Here is a 15,217-nt window from a genome sequence, read left to right on the forward strand (position 1 = left end):
CCCTCACGAGATATCGAGGCGGCGGCATCATGACCACCCCCCTGCTGCTCCTCGGAGCGGCCTTCCTGCTGATTCTGGCCAACGGCTTCTTCGTGGCCGCCGAGTTCGGCCTGGTCACGGTCGAGTCGACGGACGCCGAGAAGGCCGCCGCCGAAGGCGACAAACGCGCCCTCCGGGTCGCCGAGTCGCTCAGGGAGCTGTCGTTCCAGCTCTCCGGCACCCAGCTCGGCATCACCATCACCTCCCTCGTCGTCGGCATGCTGGCCGAACCCGCGCTCGCGGAGCTGCTGCACGGCCCGTTCACCGCGATCGGCATCCCCGAGGGCGCCGCCTCCGGTGTCGCGGTGATCGTCGGCATGCTCGCGGCCTCCGCCGTGCAGATGGTGATCGGCGAGCTCGTGCCCAAGAACTGGGCGGTGTCCAAGCCGATGCAGGTCGCGCGCTTCGTCGCCGGCCCGCAGCACGCCTTCGCCGGCCTGTTCCGCCCGGTCATCGCCGCGTTGAACGCGGTCGCCAACCGTCTCGTCCGTGCCCTGGGCGTGGAGCCCGCCGAGGAGCTGGCCTCCGCCCGCACCCCCGGCGAACTCGTCTCCCTGGCCCGGCACTCCGCGCAGGCCGGCGCCCTGGAACAGGACACCGCCGACCTCTTCGTACGGACCCTGTCGCTCGCCGAGCTCACCGCGCAGCACGTCATGACCCCGCGCGTGAAGGTGAGCGCGCTGCAGTCGTCGGCGACCGCCGAGGACGTGGTCAACCTGACCCGCGCCACCGGCCTGTCCCGCTTCCCCGTCTACCGGGAGCGCATCGACGAGGTCGTCGGCATGGTCCACCTCAAGGACGCCCTGGCCGTCCCGGTGCACGAACGCCTGCGCACCCCCGTCGTCCGCATCGCCCGCCCGGCCCTGCTCGTCCCCGAGACCCTGCCGGTCCAGCCCCTCCTCGCCCAGCTGCGCAGCGAGCAGCCCATCGCCGTCGTCGTCGACGAGTACGGCGGCACGGCGGGCGTCGTGACGCTGGAGGACATCGTCGAGGAGATCGTCGGCGAGGTCCGCGACGAGCACGACGGGCAGGACGTGCCCGAACTCGCCGCCGCCTCGCCGGAGGACGGCAGGCCCGCCTGGGACGCCGACGGCAGCTGCCGCGTCGACATCCTGCAGCGCATAGGCCTCGACGTGCCCGAGGGGCCGTACGAGACCGTCGCCGGACTGGTCGCCGACCGGCTCGGCCGGATCCCTGCCGTCGGCGACAAGGCCGAACTGCCGGGCTGGCGGCTGACCGTGCGCCGCGTGGGGCACTACCGCGCCGAGCGGGTCCGTCTGGTCAGGACCGGCTCCGTCGTGGAGGTCGCGCGATGAGCGTCCTCCAACTCCTCTTCGCCGGGCTCCTCGTGCTCGCCAACGGCTTCTTCGTCGGCGCCGAGTTCGCGCTCGTCTCGGTCCGCCGCAGCCAGATCGAACCGCTCGGCACGGCCCGGGCCCGCCAGGTCCTCTACGGCCTGGAGCGGCTGCCGCAGATGATGGCCGCGGCCCAGTTCGGCATCACCGTCTGCTCGCTGACCCTGGGCGCGGTCGCCGAACCGACCGTCGCGCATCTGCTGGAACCGGTCTTCGAGTGGATCCACCTCCCGGACGGGATGATCCACCCCCTGGGGTACGTCATCGCGCTCGCCGCCGTCGTCTTCTTCCACCTCGTCATCGGCGAGATGGTCCCGAAGAACCTCGCGATGGCGGCTCCGGAGAAGGCGGCGATCTGGCTCAGCCCGGGTCTGGTCGCCTTCGCCCGCCTCTGCAAGCCGATCACGATCGCCCTCGGCGCGTGCGCGCAGGCGATCCTGCGGCTCTTCCGCGTCGAGCCGAAGGACGAGATCGAGGCCGTCTTCACCAGCGAGCAGCTCAACCGCCTGGTGGAGGACTCCGGTCAGGCGGGCCTGCTGGACCCCGAGGAGCAGGAACGCCTCGAGGACGCCCTGGAACTGGGCTCCCGCCCGGTGACGGACGTGATCCTCAAGAGCGAGTCCCTGGTGACGATCCCCCCGTCGGTCACGCCGGGCCGAATCGTCGAGCTCACCGCCCGCACCGGGTACTCCCGCTTCCCGATCGCCGCGGAGAACGGCGCCTTCATGGGCTACCTGCACGTGAAGGACGTACTGGACCTGGAGGACTCGGACCGGGCGGTGCCGCAGCAGCTGTGGCGCCCGATGACCACGCTCCGGTCGGAGCTGCCGTTGGACGACGCCCTGACGGTCATGCGCCGCGCCGCCACGCACCTGGCCCAGGTGGCCGACGCGTCCGGCAAGGTGCTGGGACTGGTGGCGCTGGAGGACGTACTGGAGCTCCTGGTCGGCGAGGTCACGGACCCGGCGCACCGGGAGGTCCCGCAGGTGCGGGTGACGGAGCCCAGGGGGAGCGGGGAGCCGGAGGAAGTGTTGGCGAATTAGGCGGGGTTGGGTGGGGGCGGGGGTCAGTGGTATGTCACATGCCACTGGCTCCCGGCTCGTGTAGGCAGTGCGATGTGACATGCCACTGGCTCCCGGCTCGTGTGGGCAGTGGCATGTGACATACCACTGCTCCCCGTCCGTGGCGGCCCAGTGCCATGTCACATGGCAGACGGATCCTGCGGCCCCCGCCCCGACAGCACTTCCCCATACGCCTGCATCAGATCCGGCAACCGCAAAGTCGACAAGTCGTCCCGCGACAACGCCCCGGGATACATCGACAACCGCAGGTCCCGATACGCGCAGCTCTTCTCGTACAGCGTTCGCAGGAAGCGCCCGTTGCCGAGCTCGTCGATCCATCCCTGGTCCACCACGTGCCCGGCGATCGAGCGCAGCTCGTCGAGGGCCTCCTCGTCCCACACGTCACCGTTCTCGGCGGCCAACACCTCGCCGATCGAGGTGAGTTCGAGGGGCCGGTAGGACGGGAAGTCGACGCGAGTCGTGAAGCGGGACGACAGACCGGGGTTGGCGGCCAGCAGGCGGTCCATGCCCTCCGGGTAGCCGGCCAGGATGACCACCAGGTGGTCGCGGTTGTCCTCGGCCCGCTTCAGCAGCACCTGCAGGGCCTCGTCGCCGTACGCGTCGCCCTTGCCGTAGCCGGAGTTGGAGAGCGAGTACGCCTCGTCGACGAAGAGCACGCCGCCGATCGCGGAGTCGATCAGCTCGTTGGCCTTCACGGCCGTCTGGCCCAGGTACTCGCCGACCAGGTCGGCCCGTTGCGCCTCCACGAGGTGATCGCCGCCGAGCAGCCCGAGGGCGTAGAAGACCCGGCCCAGGATGCGGGCCACCGTGGTCTTGCCCGTGCCGGAGGGGCCGGAGAAGACGAAGTGCCGCTTGGGCGGCTGGACCGGCAGGCCCTGCCCCGCGCGCAGCCGCGCCATGTTCAACTGGGCCGACAGCGCCTTGACTTGGCGCTTGACCGGTTCCAGGCCCACCATGCGCTCCAGTTCGGCGAGCGCCTCCTCGAGCAGTGCGGGGTCGGTGGGGCCGGCGGGCAGCGGGGATCCCGGCGCGCCGACGGTCTTCTCGCGCACCGCCGGGTCGATCGCCGACGGCAGCGGCCCGACCGGCGGGAGATCGGACTCGGTGAGCCTCAGATCCCGGCCCTCGGCGCCGAAGAGCGGGTCCAGGGCGTCAGGTCCCTCCAGGGCGTCCTGACCGCCGGAGAGCGCGATCGCCGCGAGGTCGGTGGCCTCGTCGTACCCGTCGCCCTCGGCGATCGCCGCGAGCCGGGCCGAGGTGTCCATGAAGGCGGGGTCGACGCGGTGCACGGCCCGGTACAGGGGGAGCGCGGCGGCGGAGCGGCCCGTCCCCTCGTGGGCCCGCGCCAGCCAGTAACGCAGCTCCTTGCGCTGCGGCTGCTCGCTGCGGCAGCGCATCAGGGCGGCCGACAGGAGCGGTTCGGCCTGTCCGTACATCTCCAGGCGGACCCGCGCCATGCCGCCGAACAGGCCCGCCTCGATGCCGAGCAGCGCGTCGTCGATCAGCGGGTCGGTGTGGCGGACGAGCTGGTCCCAGTCCTTGACGAGATAGGCACGGCAGGCGTGCAGAAAGCGGACCTGCGCGTCGGTGTCCACGGGCGGGAGGCCGGCGAGCGCCCGGTCCAGCTCCGGGACATGGCGGCCGTCCAGCCAGTGGGAGGCGTGCGCGAGCAGCAGATCGCGCGGGTTCTCCAGTACGGGCTGGACCCACCAGCCCAGCCAGTACCAGGAGTTGAGGGCGCGGCGGTGCCGGGCGCGCTGTTCGCCGAAGCGATCCCGGTGCCGGAACATCCGTAACAGCGCGGTCGTCGTGTCGACGCGCAGCGCGTGCAGTCCGAGCCAGCCGTCGGCCATCCCGGGATCCATCCGGACCGCGGCCCGGAACTCCTCCTCCGCCTGCGGATAGGCGCCCATCGTGTAGGCGTCCACACCCCGCAGCCAGGCGAGGTCGGCCGGGGCCTCGGGGCCCTGCGTGCCGAAGTCCATCACGTCCCCCACAAACCGTGCCCCCGTCGGTTGACCGCCGGACCCGTCGCCGTCGGCCGCCTTGATCGAACCGCCGTGCCGCGGACCGGAGTTGCGGTGCGCGCGGCTGTCCGAAGGTCGCACCGAGGGCATCGTACCTGCGGTGGTGTCGCCCACCGAAGGGTGCCGCACGGGCCGTTTGGCGAGGTGGGAGCAGACGGGGCGCACTTCGGACGGTGACCGTGGGTGAGCGAAAGGCGCCGCAAAGCGTCCGAAGAATGGGACGCGGGCAGAACGAAGCCCCCGATCACGGGGGAACAACCGGGGGCTTCGAGACATTGGGCGGCTTCAAATAGCCGCACATTGAGAACGTAAGTCCTGTACGGCCCCCCGGTCAAGCCGAGTTGAGGCACTCCGGGAAGTTCTCCGACGGGCGTCTTCACAAGTTCAGCACACTGCGGATGGTCCGTCACCGTGCGTGAGCGTATGGTCCGGTCCAACTGTCTTCGCGGGCCCCGGGAGCACCTCGTAACCCGTCTCCAACTGCCGTACCAGAAGATCGGCGAACGGCCGCGAGGGATCTTCGGCGAAGTGTCGTCGTTCCGCTGTGACCCACCCGGCCCAGAACTCCCGCTGCTCCTCCCCGTCCCGCTGTTGTCCACGCGTCCAGGACTCCTCGTACGGCAGCTCCATCCACAGCAGTGCCGCCAGGTGCGGGCGCAGTGCGCGGCGGCCGGCGCCGACGCCCTCGATCAGGATCACCGGGGCGGGCGGCAGGGCTCGGGGCGGTCCGAAGCGGCGGGTGTGCCAGTCGTAGAGGCCGTAGCGTGCGCTCTCGCCGCGGCTCAGCGGTTCGATCACCTGGGTCAGCAGCCGCCCGGTCCACTCGAACAGCTCGTCGTGGCTGGCGATGTCGTCCAGGCGCAGCACGGGTGCCCCGCCCAGTGCCCGGGCCAACTGCCCGGCGAACGTGGACTTTCCGGAGCCGGCATGCCCGTCGACCCCGACCAGGCGGACCGGGCCGCAGGACGGAGGGAGGCGACGGAGCCGGGAGGCGAGGTCGTGAATGGTCGATTCCTTGCGTGGTGCGGGGTTGGGCATATTCGACGGGAACATTCTAGTGGCGGGCGAAATCGGGGCGAATGGACGGGTCGGCGAATGGTGCCGTATTGAACCAGTCGTCGGTCGGCTGTCGACCGCTGTCATTTTCTTCCTAAAAGTTTGGCCTACCACCTTGATAACCACGTTCCGGTTGCGCTCGTCGCTGAGTAAGGTGCCAGGTGCACAACTGCGAGGCGTCGTACGGGGAGACTGGAGCAGATGGCCGCTGGGTTATTCGAAGGGCAGTATGTCTGGCATCCGGCGGCCGACGACCGCTTGCTCGCGAGCGTATGCGTGGACGTCCGCGCCGGCCGTTACCGCAGCGCCCGCGAAGCACTCGCCGAAACGCGCGGCGACTTCGGGCTGCGCGCCCACCGCTCCCTGGTCCTCGCCTCGGAGGCCGCCGACTCCGACCTCACCGAGCGCTGGCTGGCCGAGGAGCCGACCGCCGAGGCCGCGCTGCTGTGGGCGCGGGTGGCGGTGCTGCGGGCACTGCGCGCGGCCGACACGCAGGACGAGCGGGCCGAGGCCCTGGAACGGATAGCACTGACGGCCTGCGACCGGGCGGCGGCGGCGAACCCGGCCGATCCCACGCCCTGGGCGGCCCGGCTGGCCATGGCCCGGCTGCACCGGCTGAGCGACCCCGCCCCACGGGGGCTGCTCACCGCGCCACCCGGACCGTGGCGGCTGTTCGCGCACGTCCTGTCCCTCGACCCGTGGCACCGCGAGGCCCATCACCGCTTTCTGGCCTGCTTCTTCACCCGTCACGGCGGCTCCGTGAACGCCGCCTGGGACGTCGCCGCCTTCCTGGGGCAGCGTGCACCCGTCGACTCCTCCCTGCGACTGCTGCCGCTCGTCGCCCTCGTGGAGAGCTACAACCCGACCCAACTGCTCGCCGACCGCGCCTGGGAGCAGCCGCAGTGGCGCTCCACCACCCTCGCGATCTACCAGAACTGGCTGCCCGCGGTGGCGAGTCGGCGCTTCACCCCGGTGCTCGACCTGGCCTACCTCGCGCATGCGCTGGTCATGGGCAAGCGCGAGTTCGAGGCGCGGGCCGTCTTCGCGGCGATGGGGCCGTACGCCTCCCGCATGCCGTGGTCCGCCTTCGGCGAGCCGGCCGACCAACTGTCCCGCGCCCGCCGCGCCTGCGGCCTCCCGGTCCCCCCATAGAGACCCCCAATGAGGATCCCCGGACCCCCGGATCCCCGGATTCCCAAAGGTCTTCCCCCCAGAGGTCCCCCCAGAGAAAGGCCGATTCGTGAAAGACACCGCGCTCGACGACGACGCCACACTCCATGCGATGGGTTATCCGAGAAAACTCACCCGCCGCTTTCAGGCCTTCGACAATTTCGCCATATCCTTCACCATCATCAACATCCTCTCGGGGATATTCTCCGGCTTCGGATTCGGCATGAGCGCCGGCGGCCCGCGCATTCTCGTCTTCGGCTGGATAGGCGTCTCCGTCATGGTGCTCCTGGTGGGTGCCGCCATGGCGGAAGTCGCCTCCGCCTATCCGACGAGCGGTGCGCTGTATTTCTCCGCCGGGAAACTCGCCAAACGGCACAAGGGCGCCTGGTCCTGGTACACGGGCTGGCTGAACTTCGTGGGCCAGGTCGGCGGCACGGCCGCCACCGGCTACGCCGCGGCCACCTTCATCCAGGCCTTCATCGCCCTGCAGTGGTCCTCGTACGTGCCGACCGCCCACCAGACGGTGCTGATCACGGCACTGCTCATCGTGCTGCAGGGCCTGGCCAACACCTACACCGTCCAGCTGGTCGCCGTCCTCAACCGGATCTCCGTGTGGTGGCTGCTGATCGGGCTCGTGGTGATCGTGGGCGCCCTGATCGTCGGACCCGATCAGCACCAGTCGGCGTCGTTCGTCACGCATTTCGCGAACAACACCGGTTTCACGAGCGGGCTTTACGGCGGGATGCTCGGCCTGCTCGTCACCAGCTGGACCTTCACCGGCTTCGACGGCAGCTTCCACATGTCCGAGGAAACGGTACGGGCCACGGTCAACGCACCGAAGGGGATCATGCGCGCGATCGGCTACTCGGCGATCACCGGCCTGATCCTGATGCTCGCATTGGTCTACAGCATTCGCGACTACGGCCATGTGGCGAGCGCATCCGCTCCGCCCGTCCAGATTCTCATCGACGGTCTCGGCCTCGGCACCGCCAAGGTGCTCCTGCTGATCGTGATCGGCGCGATGCTCTTCTGCGGTCTCGCCAATCTCACCAGCAACACCCGGCAGATCTTCGCCTTCTCCCGGGACGGCGCCATGCCCGGTTCCCGGCTGTGGCACTCGGTCTCGCCGCGCACCCGCACCCCCGTCAAGGCCGTCTGGCTCGCGGTCGGCTGCTCGCTGGCCCTGGTCCTGCCCGGCTGGTGGTCGCACACGGCGTTCACCGCCATCGTCAGCGTCAACGTCGTCGGACTCTTCCTCGCCTACGCCGTGCCGATCCTGCTCCGGCTTCGTCTGGGCGACGAGTTCCAGCCGGGGCCGTGGCACCTGGGCCGCTGGAGCCGGCCCGTCGGCGTGGTCGCCGTGGCCTGGATCGTGCTCAGCAGCGTCCTGTTCATGCTCCCGCAGGCCTCGCCGATCACCGTCGACTCCTTCAACTACGCGCCGATCGCCCTCGCCGTCGTGCTGGTCGTCGCCACGGTCTGGTGGTTCGCCACCGCCCGCCGCCGCTTCCAGGGACCGGTCAGCTACGGCCGCCCCGACGAGGTGGCGGCGATGGACCTGATCTGAGTCCCGGGCCCGGCGTACCCCGATGTGCGCCGGGCCGGACCGCCGTGCAGGTCATGCCAGTGGTGAAGACCAATATTCGTGGGCGTGGCATGGGCCGAAGTGCTGGCAGGACGTTGCGCCTGCGGCCATAGTTGGCGCACACGCAGCACAACGGTGCAGCACACGCGTGCCTTTGGACCCGCCCCGACTCGGACACTTGGGGGTCATTCCGCCCATGAGCAGAGCCGAACAGCCGTCCCGCAGAACCGTCCTGGCCGCCGCGGTCGCCGCGGCAGTGGTGGGCCCGGTGGTCACCGCCGGCGTCGCCGACGCCGGGGACGCCGCGAAGGCCCCGGCCCGCCCGGTCGACTACCGCGCCTGGACCACGTTCCCCGACTGGCGCACCGGCGCCGCGAAGGGCACCCGCGCCGTCGCCGGCGCCCGCCCAGGCGTGGTGATCGCCACCGCCGCCGGCAAGACCGACTACACGGACCCGCACACCGGCACGACCGCCACATGGGAGTACGCGACCTGGACGTCCCCCGTCCACAAGCTCTCCGTCCCCGCAACCGAGGTGATCGCCTCCTGGAACGCGCACACCCCGGCCGGCACGTGGCTCCAGGTCGAGCTGCACGGCACGTACTCCGACGGCACCCAGACGCCCTGGTACGTGATGGGCCGCTGGGCGGCCGGCGACCAGGACATCAAGCGGACCTCGGTGGACGACCAGGCCGACGACAAGAGCACCGTCTGGACGGACACCTTCGCCATCGACGACGCGACGACCGGCCTGCGCCTGGTCTCGTACCGCCTCCGGCTCACCCTCTACCGCAGGCCCGGCACCCGACGCACCCCCATGGTGTGGCGGCTCGGCGCCATGGGATCGGACATCCCCGACCGCTTCACGGTTCCGGCCTCCACGCCTGGCCTCGCCCAGGAACTGAGCGTCCCGCGCTACTCGCAGGAGATCCACAAGGGCCAGTACCCCGAGTACGACAACGGCGGCGAGGCCTGGTGCAGCCCAACCTCCTCGCAGATGATCATCGAGTACTGGGGCGGCCGGCTCACCCCCGAGCAACTGGCCTGGGTGGACCCGACGTTCGCCGACCCGCAGGTGTGCCACGCCGCCCGCTTCACCTATGACTACCAGTACGAGGGCTGCGGCAACTGGCCGTTCAACGCCGCCTACGCGGCCACCTTCAAGGGCCTGCAGGGCGTGGTCACCCGGCTCGGCTCGCTCACCGACCTGGAGACGCTGATCGCGGCCGGCATCCCGGCCATAACGTCCCAGTCGTTCCTCAAGGCGGAGCTTACGGGGGCGGGTTACGGCACGTCGGGGCACCTGATGACCGTCATCGGCTTCACCGCGGACGGCGACGTGATCGCCAATGACCCCGCCTCACCCAGCGACGACGCGGTGCGGCGCGTCTACAAGCGGCGCGAGTGGGAGAACATCTGGCTGCGTACCAAGAGGTACAACGCCGACGGCAAGGTCGTCTCCGGCACCGGAGGCGTCTGCTACCTGTACTTCCCGGCGCGTCCGACGGCCCGCCAGTGCAAGGCGCTCGCGGCGGTCGGTGTGCGCTGACTCGGCCGAGTCGTCGGATGTGTGCAGGGGAAAGGCCCCGGGAAACCGGGGCCTTTCCCCTGTGACCAACCTCTCTGCCGCAAAAGCCGCTCCGGATGGCAAGGTGGACAGGGCCGTGGGGGGAGTCCACCGCACGCCCGACCTCAGCGAGACGCCATGACCGCACACTCAGCCAGCGCCACCCGTACCCGCACCGGCGGGCCCAAGGACGACGGTCCGAAGCTCCTCGAGCACGTCATGGGCTGGACTCTCGTCGTGGTCGTCGCGATGCTCGTCGCCCAGCTCGGCCTGCTGTGATCTGACCCACAGCGACCCCGGATCCTCCGCTTCCACTCGTCGATCGGACTCGAACGAGTGGGCGTTGTCGTTCTGACATACTGCGGATGTCCCGCCGCCCGCTGGAGACCAGGGTCCACATTGAAGATCAGCCAACAGAGCGACTCCGCACGCCCCCGGGCGCGCGGCACCGAGCGCTCGCTGGCGCGCCGCGCCGAACTCATCGCCATCGGGCGGAAGTTGTTCTCCGACACGTCCTACGACGCGCTCTCGATGGACGACATCGCCCGGCAGGCGCACGTTGCCAAAGGGCTGATCTACTACTACTTCCAGTCCAAGCGCGGCTACTACCTGGCGATCATCCACGACTCCGTCGCGGACCTGATCACCTACGCGGCGAGCGGCCTCGAACTGGAGCAGTTGGACCGGGTCCACCGCACCATGGAGGGCTATCTGCGCTACGCCGAGGACAACCAGGCGGCGTTCCGCGCGATCGTCAGCGGCGGCGTCGGCTTCGACGCCGAGGTGCACGCCATCCGGGACGGGGTGCGCGAGGCGATCGTCGCGACCGTCGCCGAAGGCGCCTACGGCCGCACCGACATCGCCCCACTCGCCCGCATGGGCCTGTTCGCCTGGGTGTGCAGCGTGGAGGGCGCCACGCTCGACTGGATCGACCGCCCCCAGCTCTCCCGCGACCAGATGCGCGAGCTCCTGGTCAAGACGCTCGGCGGCGCCATGCGCGCCATCGAGGAGATAGACCCGGCCTACCCGACTCCGGCCCCCGCCCGCCGGGACACCTGAAGAAGGGGCGGAGGCTCCCGCGCCCCCGCCCCAATCACCGTACTCCCGCGGTCAGTTGATGGCCTTGATCAGCTCACCGCTCGCGGTGTCCCCGCTCAGCTCCCAGAAGAACGTGCCGCCCAGGCCCTGCTGGTCCTTGTACGTCATCTTCGTCCCGATGGTCGCGGGCGTGTCGTAACTCCACCAGTCGTTCCCGCACTTGGCGTACGCGGTGCCGCCCACCGTGCCGGTCGCCGGGCACTTGGACTTGAGCACCTTGTAGTCGTCGATGCCCTGCTCGTACGTCCCCGCGGCCGGGCCGGTCGCGGTGCCGCCGGGCTCCGTCTGCGTGACACCGGTCCAGCCGCGGCCGTAGAAGCCGATCCCGAGCAGCAGTTTCGAGGCCGGGATGCCGAGGCCCTTGAGCTTGGCGATGGTCGCCGAGGTGTTGAAGTCGGCCTTGGGGATGCCGGAGTAGGAGTCCAGGGGCGAGTGCGGGGCCGTCGGCCCCGTCGCGTCCCAGGCGCCGAAGTAGTCGTACGTCATCGGGTTGTACCAGTCGACGTACTGTGCCGCACCCGCGTAGTCCGCCGCGTCGATCTTGCCGCCGCTCGTGGCGTCGGCGGTGATGGCAGCGGTGACCAGCGAACTGCTCCCGAACTTCGAACGCAGCGCCGCCATCACGTTCTTGAAGGCGTCCCTGCCGCTGGTGTCGCAGCTGTTGCCGCAGGCGTTCGGGTACTCCCAGTCGATGTCTATGCCGTCGAAGACGCCCGCCCACTTGGAGTTGTTCACCAGGTCGTAGCAGGACTGGGCGAAGGCGGCCGGGTTCTGCGCGGCCTCGCCGAAGCCGCCGGACCAGGTCCAACCGCCGAAGGACCAGAGGATCTTGAGGCCAGGGTGCTTCTTCTTCAGCTTCAGCAGCTGGTTGAAGTTGCCCTTCAGCGGCTGGTCCCAGGTGTCGGCGACGCCGTCCACCGACTCGGCCGCGGTGTAGGCCCGGTCGGTCGCCGCGTAGGAGTCGCCCATCGCGCACTTGCCGCCGGTGACGTTGCCGAAGGCGTAGTTGATGTGCGTGAGCTTGTCCGCCGACCCGGACGTATCGATGTTCTTGACGTAGTACTTGCGGTCGTAGGTGCCCCATTCGGTGAAGTAGCCGACGACCTTCGAGCCGGCGGCCGCCTGCCCGGAAGGCGCCGAGGGCTTGGCGCTGGCCGTGCTCGCGCCGGCCAGCAGTCCGGCGCCGAGGACCGCACAACACGCGGCGGAGACGAGCGCCCGGAACCGGACGCGGGGGTGGTGGGGGGAATGCATCGGGTGTCACCTCGTGGGGGAGAGGGAAACGCGCGCCGATTGGCATGAACGCGGTAAAGCGTTGGTCATGAACAGTAGGAGGACTAGACCAGTACGGTCAATGGTGCGGACCAATTTCGCGGGTATCCGCTACGGCTTTCCGGCGGTCCGGGATATTCTTGAAGTGAGCGGTCGTTAACTGGTGACGGGATGTCTCGGATCGGGCATACTCACAGCGCACAGCCGCTGGTCAGCAGCTTCCGAGACCCGGGAGAGCGAGCATCGGCCAGGCTCAGTACGACCCGGCGGAGCGGCCCCCACCCAGGGCGCGCACCCGCCGATGTGCCCGAACAGGGAGGAGAGCGTCGCCATGCCCGACCGCGCCCCGCAGCCGGTGGATCGTCAACTGCCCACGGACGAGGCCCGGGATCTGATCTCGCTCGTCCGCGACATCGCACAGCGCGAGATCGCCCCGAAGGCGGCCGAGGAGGAGGACGCCGGACGCTTCCCGCGCGAGGTCTTCACGCTGCTGTCGGAAGCGGGTTTGCTCGGCCTGCCGTACGACTCCGAGTACGGCGGCGGCGACCAGCCCTACGAGGTCTACCTCCAGGTCCTCGAGGAACTCGCCGCGGCCCGCCTCACCGTCGGCCTCGGCGTCAGCGTGCACACGCTCGCCTCGTACGCGCTCGCCGCCTACGGATCCAAGGAGCAGCAGGTCGAGCACCTGCCCGCGATGCTCGGCGGCGGCCTGCTCGGTGCCTACTGCCTGTCCGAGCCGTCCTCCGGCTCCGATGCCGCCTCCTTGCGTACGAAGGCCGTCCGTGACGGCGAGGAGTGGGTGATCGCCGGCACCAAGGCCTGGATCACGCACGGCGGCATCGCCGACTTCTACACGGTCATGGCCCGCACCGGCGAGGAGGGCCCGCGCGGGATCACCGCCTTCCTGGTGCCCGGCGACGCCGAGGGTCTGAGCGGCGCGGTGCCCGAGAAGAAGATGGGCATGAAGGGCTCACCGACCGCGCAGGTCCACTTCGACGGAGTGCGGGTGCCGGACGAGCGGCGCATCGGCGAGGAGGGCCAGGGCTTCGCGATCGCCCTGTCCGCGCTCGACTCCGGCCGGCTCGGCATCGCGGCCTGCGCGATCGGCCTCGCCCAGTCGGCACTCGACGAGGCGGTCGGGTACGCCACCGGGCGGCAGCAGTTCGGGCGCCCCATCGCCGACTTCCAGGGGCTGCGCTTCATGCTCGCCGACATGGCGACGCAGATCGAGGCGGGCCGGGCCCTGTATCTGGCGGCGGCTCGACTTCGCGACGCGGGACGGCCGTTCGCCAAACAGGCGGCCATGGCCAAACTGCACTGCACGGACACCGCGATGAAGGTGACCACGGACGCCGTCCAGGTCCTCGGTGGGTACGGCTACACCGCGGACTTCCCGGTCGAGCGCTACATGCGCGAGGCCAAGGTCCTCCAGATCGTCGAGGGCACCAACCAGATCCAGCGGATGGTCATCGCCCGTCACCTCGCGGGTCCTGAAACCCGCTGAACTGTCCCGGTGCGACCTGCGGGGCCGCCAGCCTGACCCACTCCGGGTCGTGGCGGCCCGGCAGCGTGCGGCCCCGGTCGGCCCAGGCGCGCATCAGATCGCGGTAGATCGGCGGGTCCTGCGGCTGCGGCGGCGCCGGCGGAACCGTTCCTGCGGGCGGCGGAACGAACGCGCGGCGCTGACGCCCGATCGCGGAGGAGGTGGGGGTCATACCCGGGCAACGCGGAGGTAGCCGGACAGGTCACCCAACGGCGGAATCGAGCGTGAGTTCGCGGGCCGTCCGGCCCCCTCTCTGGCCACCTCCAGCTGTCTGACGTACCGTCAGCCCAGCCGTCTCCAGGGAGGTTTGGCGTGGCCGACGACCGCCCCGTGCCACTCGACGAGTACCCCGTGCACCAGGTCCCCCTGTCCATGAAGCACGTGGCCACCGGGGACCGGAACGCCTACGACCGCTGCATCTTCCACGTCCTCGACCACGAGGGGCGCGCGCTGCTCATCATGGGCCTCGGCGTCTATCCCAACCTCGGCGTGATCGACGCGTACGCGACCCTGCGGACCGGAGACGCACTGCACGCGGTGCGGGCCTCGGACGCCCTCGGCGAGGACCGCATGCGGCTCGCCGTCGGCCCGCTCCGGATCGAGGTCGAACAGCCCCTGCGGCGACTGCGGCTGGTGTCCGACGACGACCTGCTCTCGTACGACCTCACCTGGACCGCCGACTTCCCCGCCCTGTGGGAACCCCACCACCTCCAGCGCCGCGGCGACCGACTCACCCTCGAAGGGCGCCGCTTCGTCCAGGCGGGCGGCGTGGAGGGCGTCGTACGCGCCGCAGGCGAGGAGTTCCGGGTCACCGCCACCGAGTGGACCGGCACCCGCGACCGCAGCTGGGGCGTGCGGCCCATACCGGGGGAGGAGGGCGGCCGGCTGGCGGAGGAGCACCCGACCGAGGGCTTCCACTGGCTGTGGTGCCCGGTCCGCTTCGAGGACCGGTTCCTGATGGTGATCGTCCAGGAGGACGCGGACGGATACCGCTCCCTGAACGACGCCACCCTCGTCCGGCCAGGCCACCGCGACCGCCAACTCGGCTGGCCCCAGCCCGAGATCACCTACCGCTCCGGCACCCGCCACCCGGACCGCGCCCTCATCCACCTGGGCGACGTCCGCAAACCGCAGGAGCTGGAGGTCGAGATCCTCACCTCGTCACCGCTGGCCGTCGGTGCCGGCTACCCACCCGCCGACGACTGGCAGCACGGCACCTGGCGCGGCCGCGGCTGGACGGATCGTCGTACCTACGACCTGTCGCAGCCGCACGCCCTTGCCGCCTATGGCGTCACCGACCATGCCGCCCGTTTCCGGCTGGACGGCCGGATCGGTCACGGCATCTTCGAGCACGGCTCGTTCGGCCGGCACGACCCGAGCGGCTTCACGGACTTCAACTCGACGGCACCGTAGGGGGCTTGCG

13 protein-coding genes are annotated in these 15,217 nt (G+C 70.3%); 9 read left to right on the forward strand and 4 right to left on the reverse strand.

Features of this window, described 5'->3' with window-relative positions:
- The first annotated feature begins 29 nt into the window (after nucleotides 1–29).
- Together OG303_RS40805 and OG303_RS40810 are read left to right on the forward strand one after the other, a co-directional pair.
- A complete protein-coding gene (locus OG303_RS40805) occupies nucleotides 30–1,355 on the forward strand; it encodes a hemolysin family protein (protein ID WP_405874937.1) in 1,326 nt (441 codons plus the stop codon).
- Nucleotides 1,352–2,437, forward strand: coding sequence for a hemolysin family protein (locus tag OG303_RS40810; RefSeq protein WP_405874938.1), 1,086 nt, complete (start codon nucleotides 1,352–1,354; stop codon nucleotides 2,435–2,437). Before OG303_RS40805 ends, OG303_RS40810 begins: the two co-directional genes overlap by 4 nt.
- Before the next feature lie 158 nt (nucleotides 2,438–2,595).
- Here OG303_RS40810 and OG303_RS40815 read toward each other — a convergent pair whose 3' ends face one another.
- Both OG303_RS40815 and OG303_RS40820 read right to left on the reverse strand, forming a co-directional pair.
- Nucleotides 2,596–4,461 carry an AAA family ATPase gene (locus OG303_RS40815; protein ID WP_405877718.1) on the reverse strand — a complete coding sequence of 622 codons (1,866 nt, stop codon included), beginning with the start codon at nucleotides 4,459–4,461 and terminating at the stop codon, nucleotides 2,596–2,598.
- 426 nt (nucleotides 4,462–4,887) lie between these two features.
- Nucleotides 4,888–5,541, reverse strand: a complete 654-nt coding sequence (locus OG303_RS40820) for a uridine kinase (RefSeq protein WP_405874939.1) — start codon at nucleotides 5,539–5,541, stop codon at nucleotides 4,888–4,890.
- A gap of 219 nt (nucleotides 5,542–5,760) precedes the next feature.
- Between OG303_RS40820 and OG303_RS40825 the strand changes: the two genes are divergently transcribed.
- From OG303_RS40825 to OG303_RS40845, 5 genes are all read left to right on the forward strand, one after another.
- Nucleotides 5,761–6,711 carry a hypothetical protein gene (locus OG303_RS40825; RefSeq protein ID WP_405874940.1) on the forward strand — a complete coding sequence of 317 codons (951 nt, stop codon included), beginning with the start codon at nucleotides 5,761–5,763 and terminating at the stop codon, nucleotides 6,709–6,711.
- 130 nt (nucleotides 6,712–6,841) lie between these two features.
- A complete protein-coding gene (locus OG303_RS40830; RefSeq protein ID WP_405877720.1) occupies nucleotides 6,842–8,296 on the forward strand; it encodes an amino acid permease in 1,455 nt (484 codons plus the stop codon).
- A 214-nt stretch (nucleotides 8,297–8,510) separates the two neighbouring features.
- The gene (locus OG303_RS40835) at nucleotides 8,511–9,863 is read left to right on the forward strand and encodes a peptidase C39 family protein (RefSeq protein ID WP_405874941.1); all 1,353 of its coding nucleotides are present in this window, start codon (nucleotides 8,511–8,513) and stop codon (nucleotides 9,861–9,863) included.
- A 156-nt stretch (nucleotides 9,864–10,019) separates the two neighbouring features.
- A complete protein-coding gene (locus OG303_RS40840) occupies nucleotides 10,020–10,160 on the forward strand; it encodes an SCO1431 family membrane protein (RefSeq protein ID WP_405874942.1) in 141 nt (46 codons plus the stop codon).
- Nucleotides 10,161–10,280: 120 nt separating this feature from the next.
- On the forward strand, nucleotides 10,281–10,940 hold the full coding sequence (locus tag OG303_RS40845; protein WP_405874943.1) for a TetR/AcrR family transcriptional regulator: 660 nt from the start codon (nucleotides 10,281–10,283) through the stop codon (nucleotides 10,938–10,940).
- 51 nt (nucleotides 10,941–10,991) lie between these two features.
- Here OG303_RS40845 and OG303_RS40850 read toward each other — a convergent pair whose 3' ends face one another.
- Nucleotides 10,992–12,233: a glycoside hydrolase family 18 protein gene (locus OG303_RS40850; RefSeq protein WP_405874944.1), complete on the reverse strand. Its 1,242-nt coding sequence runs from the start codon at nucleotides 12,231–12,233 to the stop codon at nucleotides 10,992–10,994.
- Between the two features lie 349 nt (nucleotides 12,234–12,582).
- Between OG303_RS40850 and OG303_RS40855 the strand changes: the two genes are divergently transcribed.
- Entirely contained in the window at nucleotides 12,583–13,755 is a 1,173-nt protein-coding gene (locus OG303_RS40855; protein ID WP_405874945.1) for an acyl-CoA dehydrogenase, read from the forward strand.
- On the opposite strand, the gene OG303_RS40860 is transcribed toward OG303_RS40855, so the two are convergent.
- Nucleotides 13,718–13,966 (reverse strand): hypothetical protein, encoded by a 249-nt coding sequence (locus OG303_RS40860; protein ID WP_405874946.1) that lies wholly within the window; start codon nucleotides 13,964–13,966, stop codon nucleotides 13,718–13,720. The genes OG303_RS40855 and OG303_RS40860 overlap by 38 nt on opposite strands.
- A 140-nt stretch (nucleotides 13,967–14,106) precedes the next feature.
- Between OG303_RS40860 and OG303_RS40865 the strand changes: the two genes are divergently transcribed.
- Nucleotides 14,107–15,207: a hypothetical protein gene (locus OG303_RS40865; RefSeq protein ID WP_405874947.1), complete on the forward strand. Its 1,101-nt coding sequence runs from the start codon at nucleotides 14,107–14,109 to the stop codon at nucleotides 15,205–15,207.
- Nucleotides 15,208–15,217: the final 10 nt, after the last annotated feature.

The organism is Streptomyces sp. NBC_00005 (assembly GCF_045160215.1).
GTDB lineage: Bacteria > Actinomycetota > Actinomycetes > Streptomycetales > Streptomycetaceae > Streptomyces.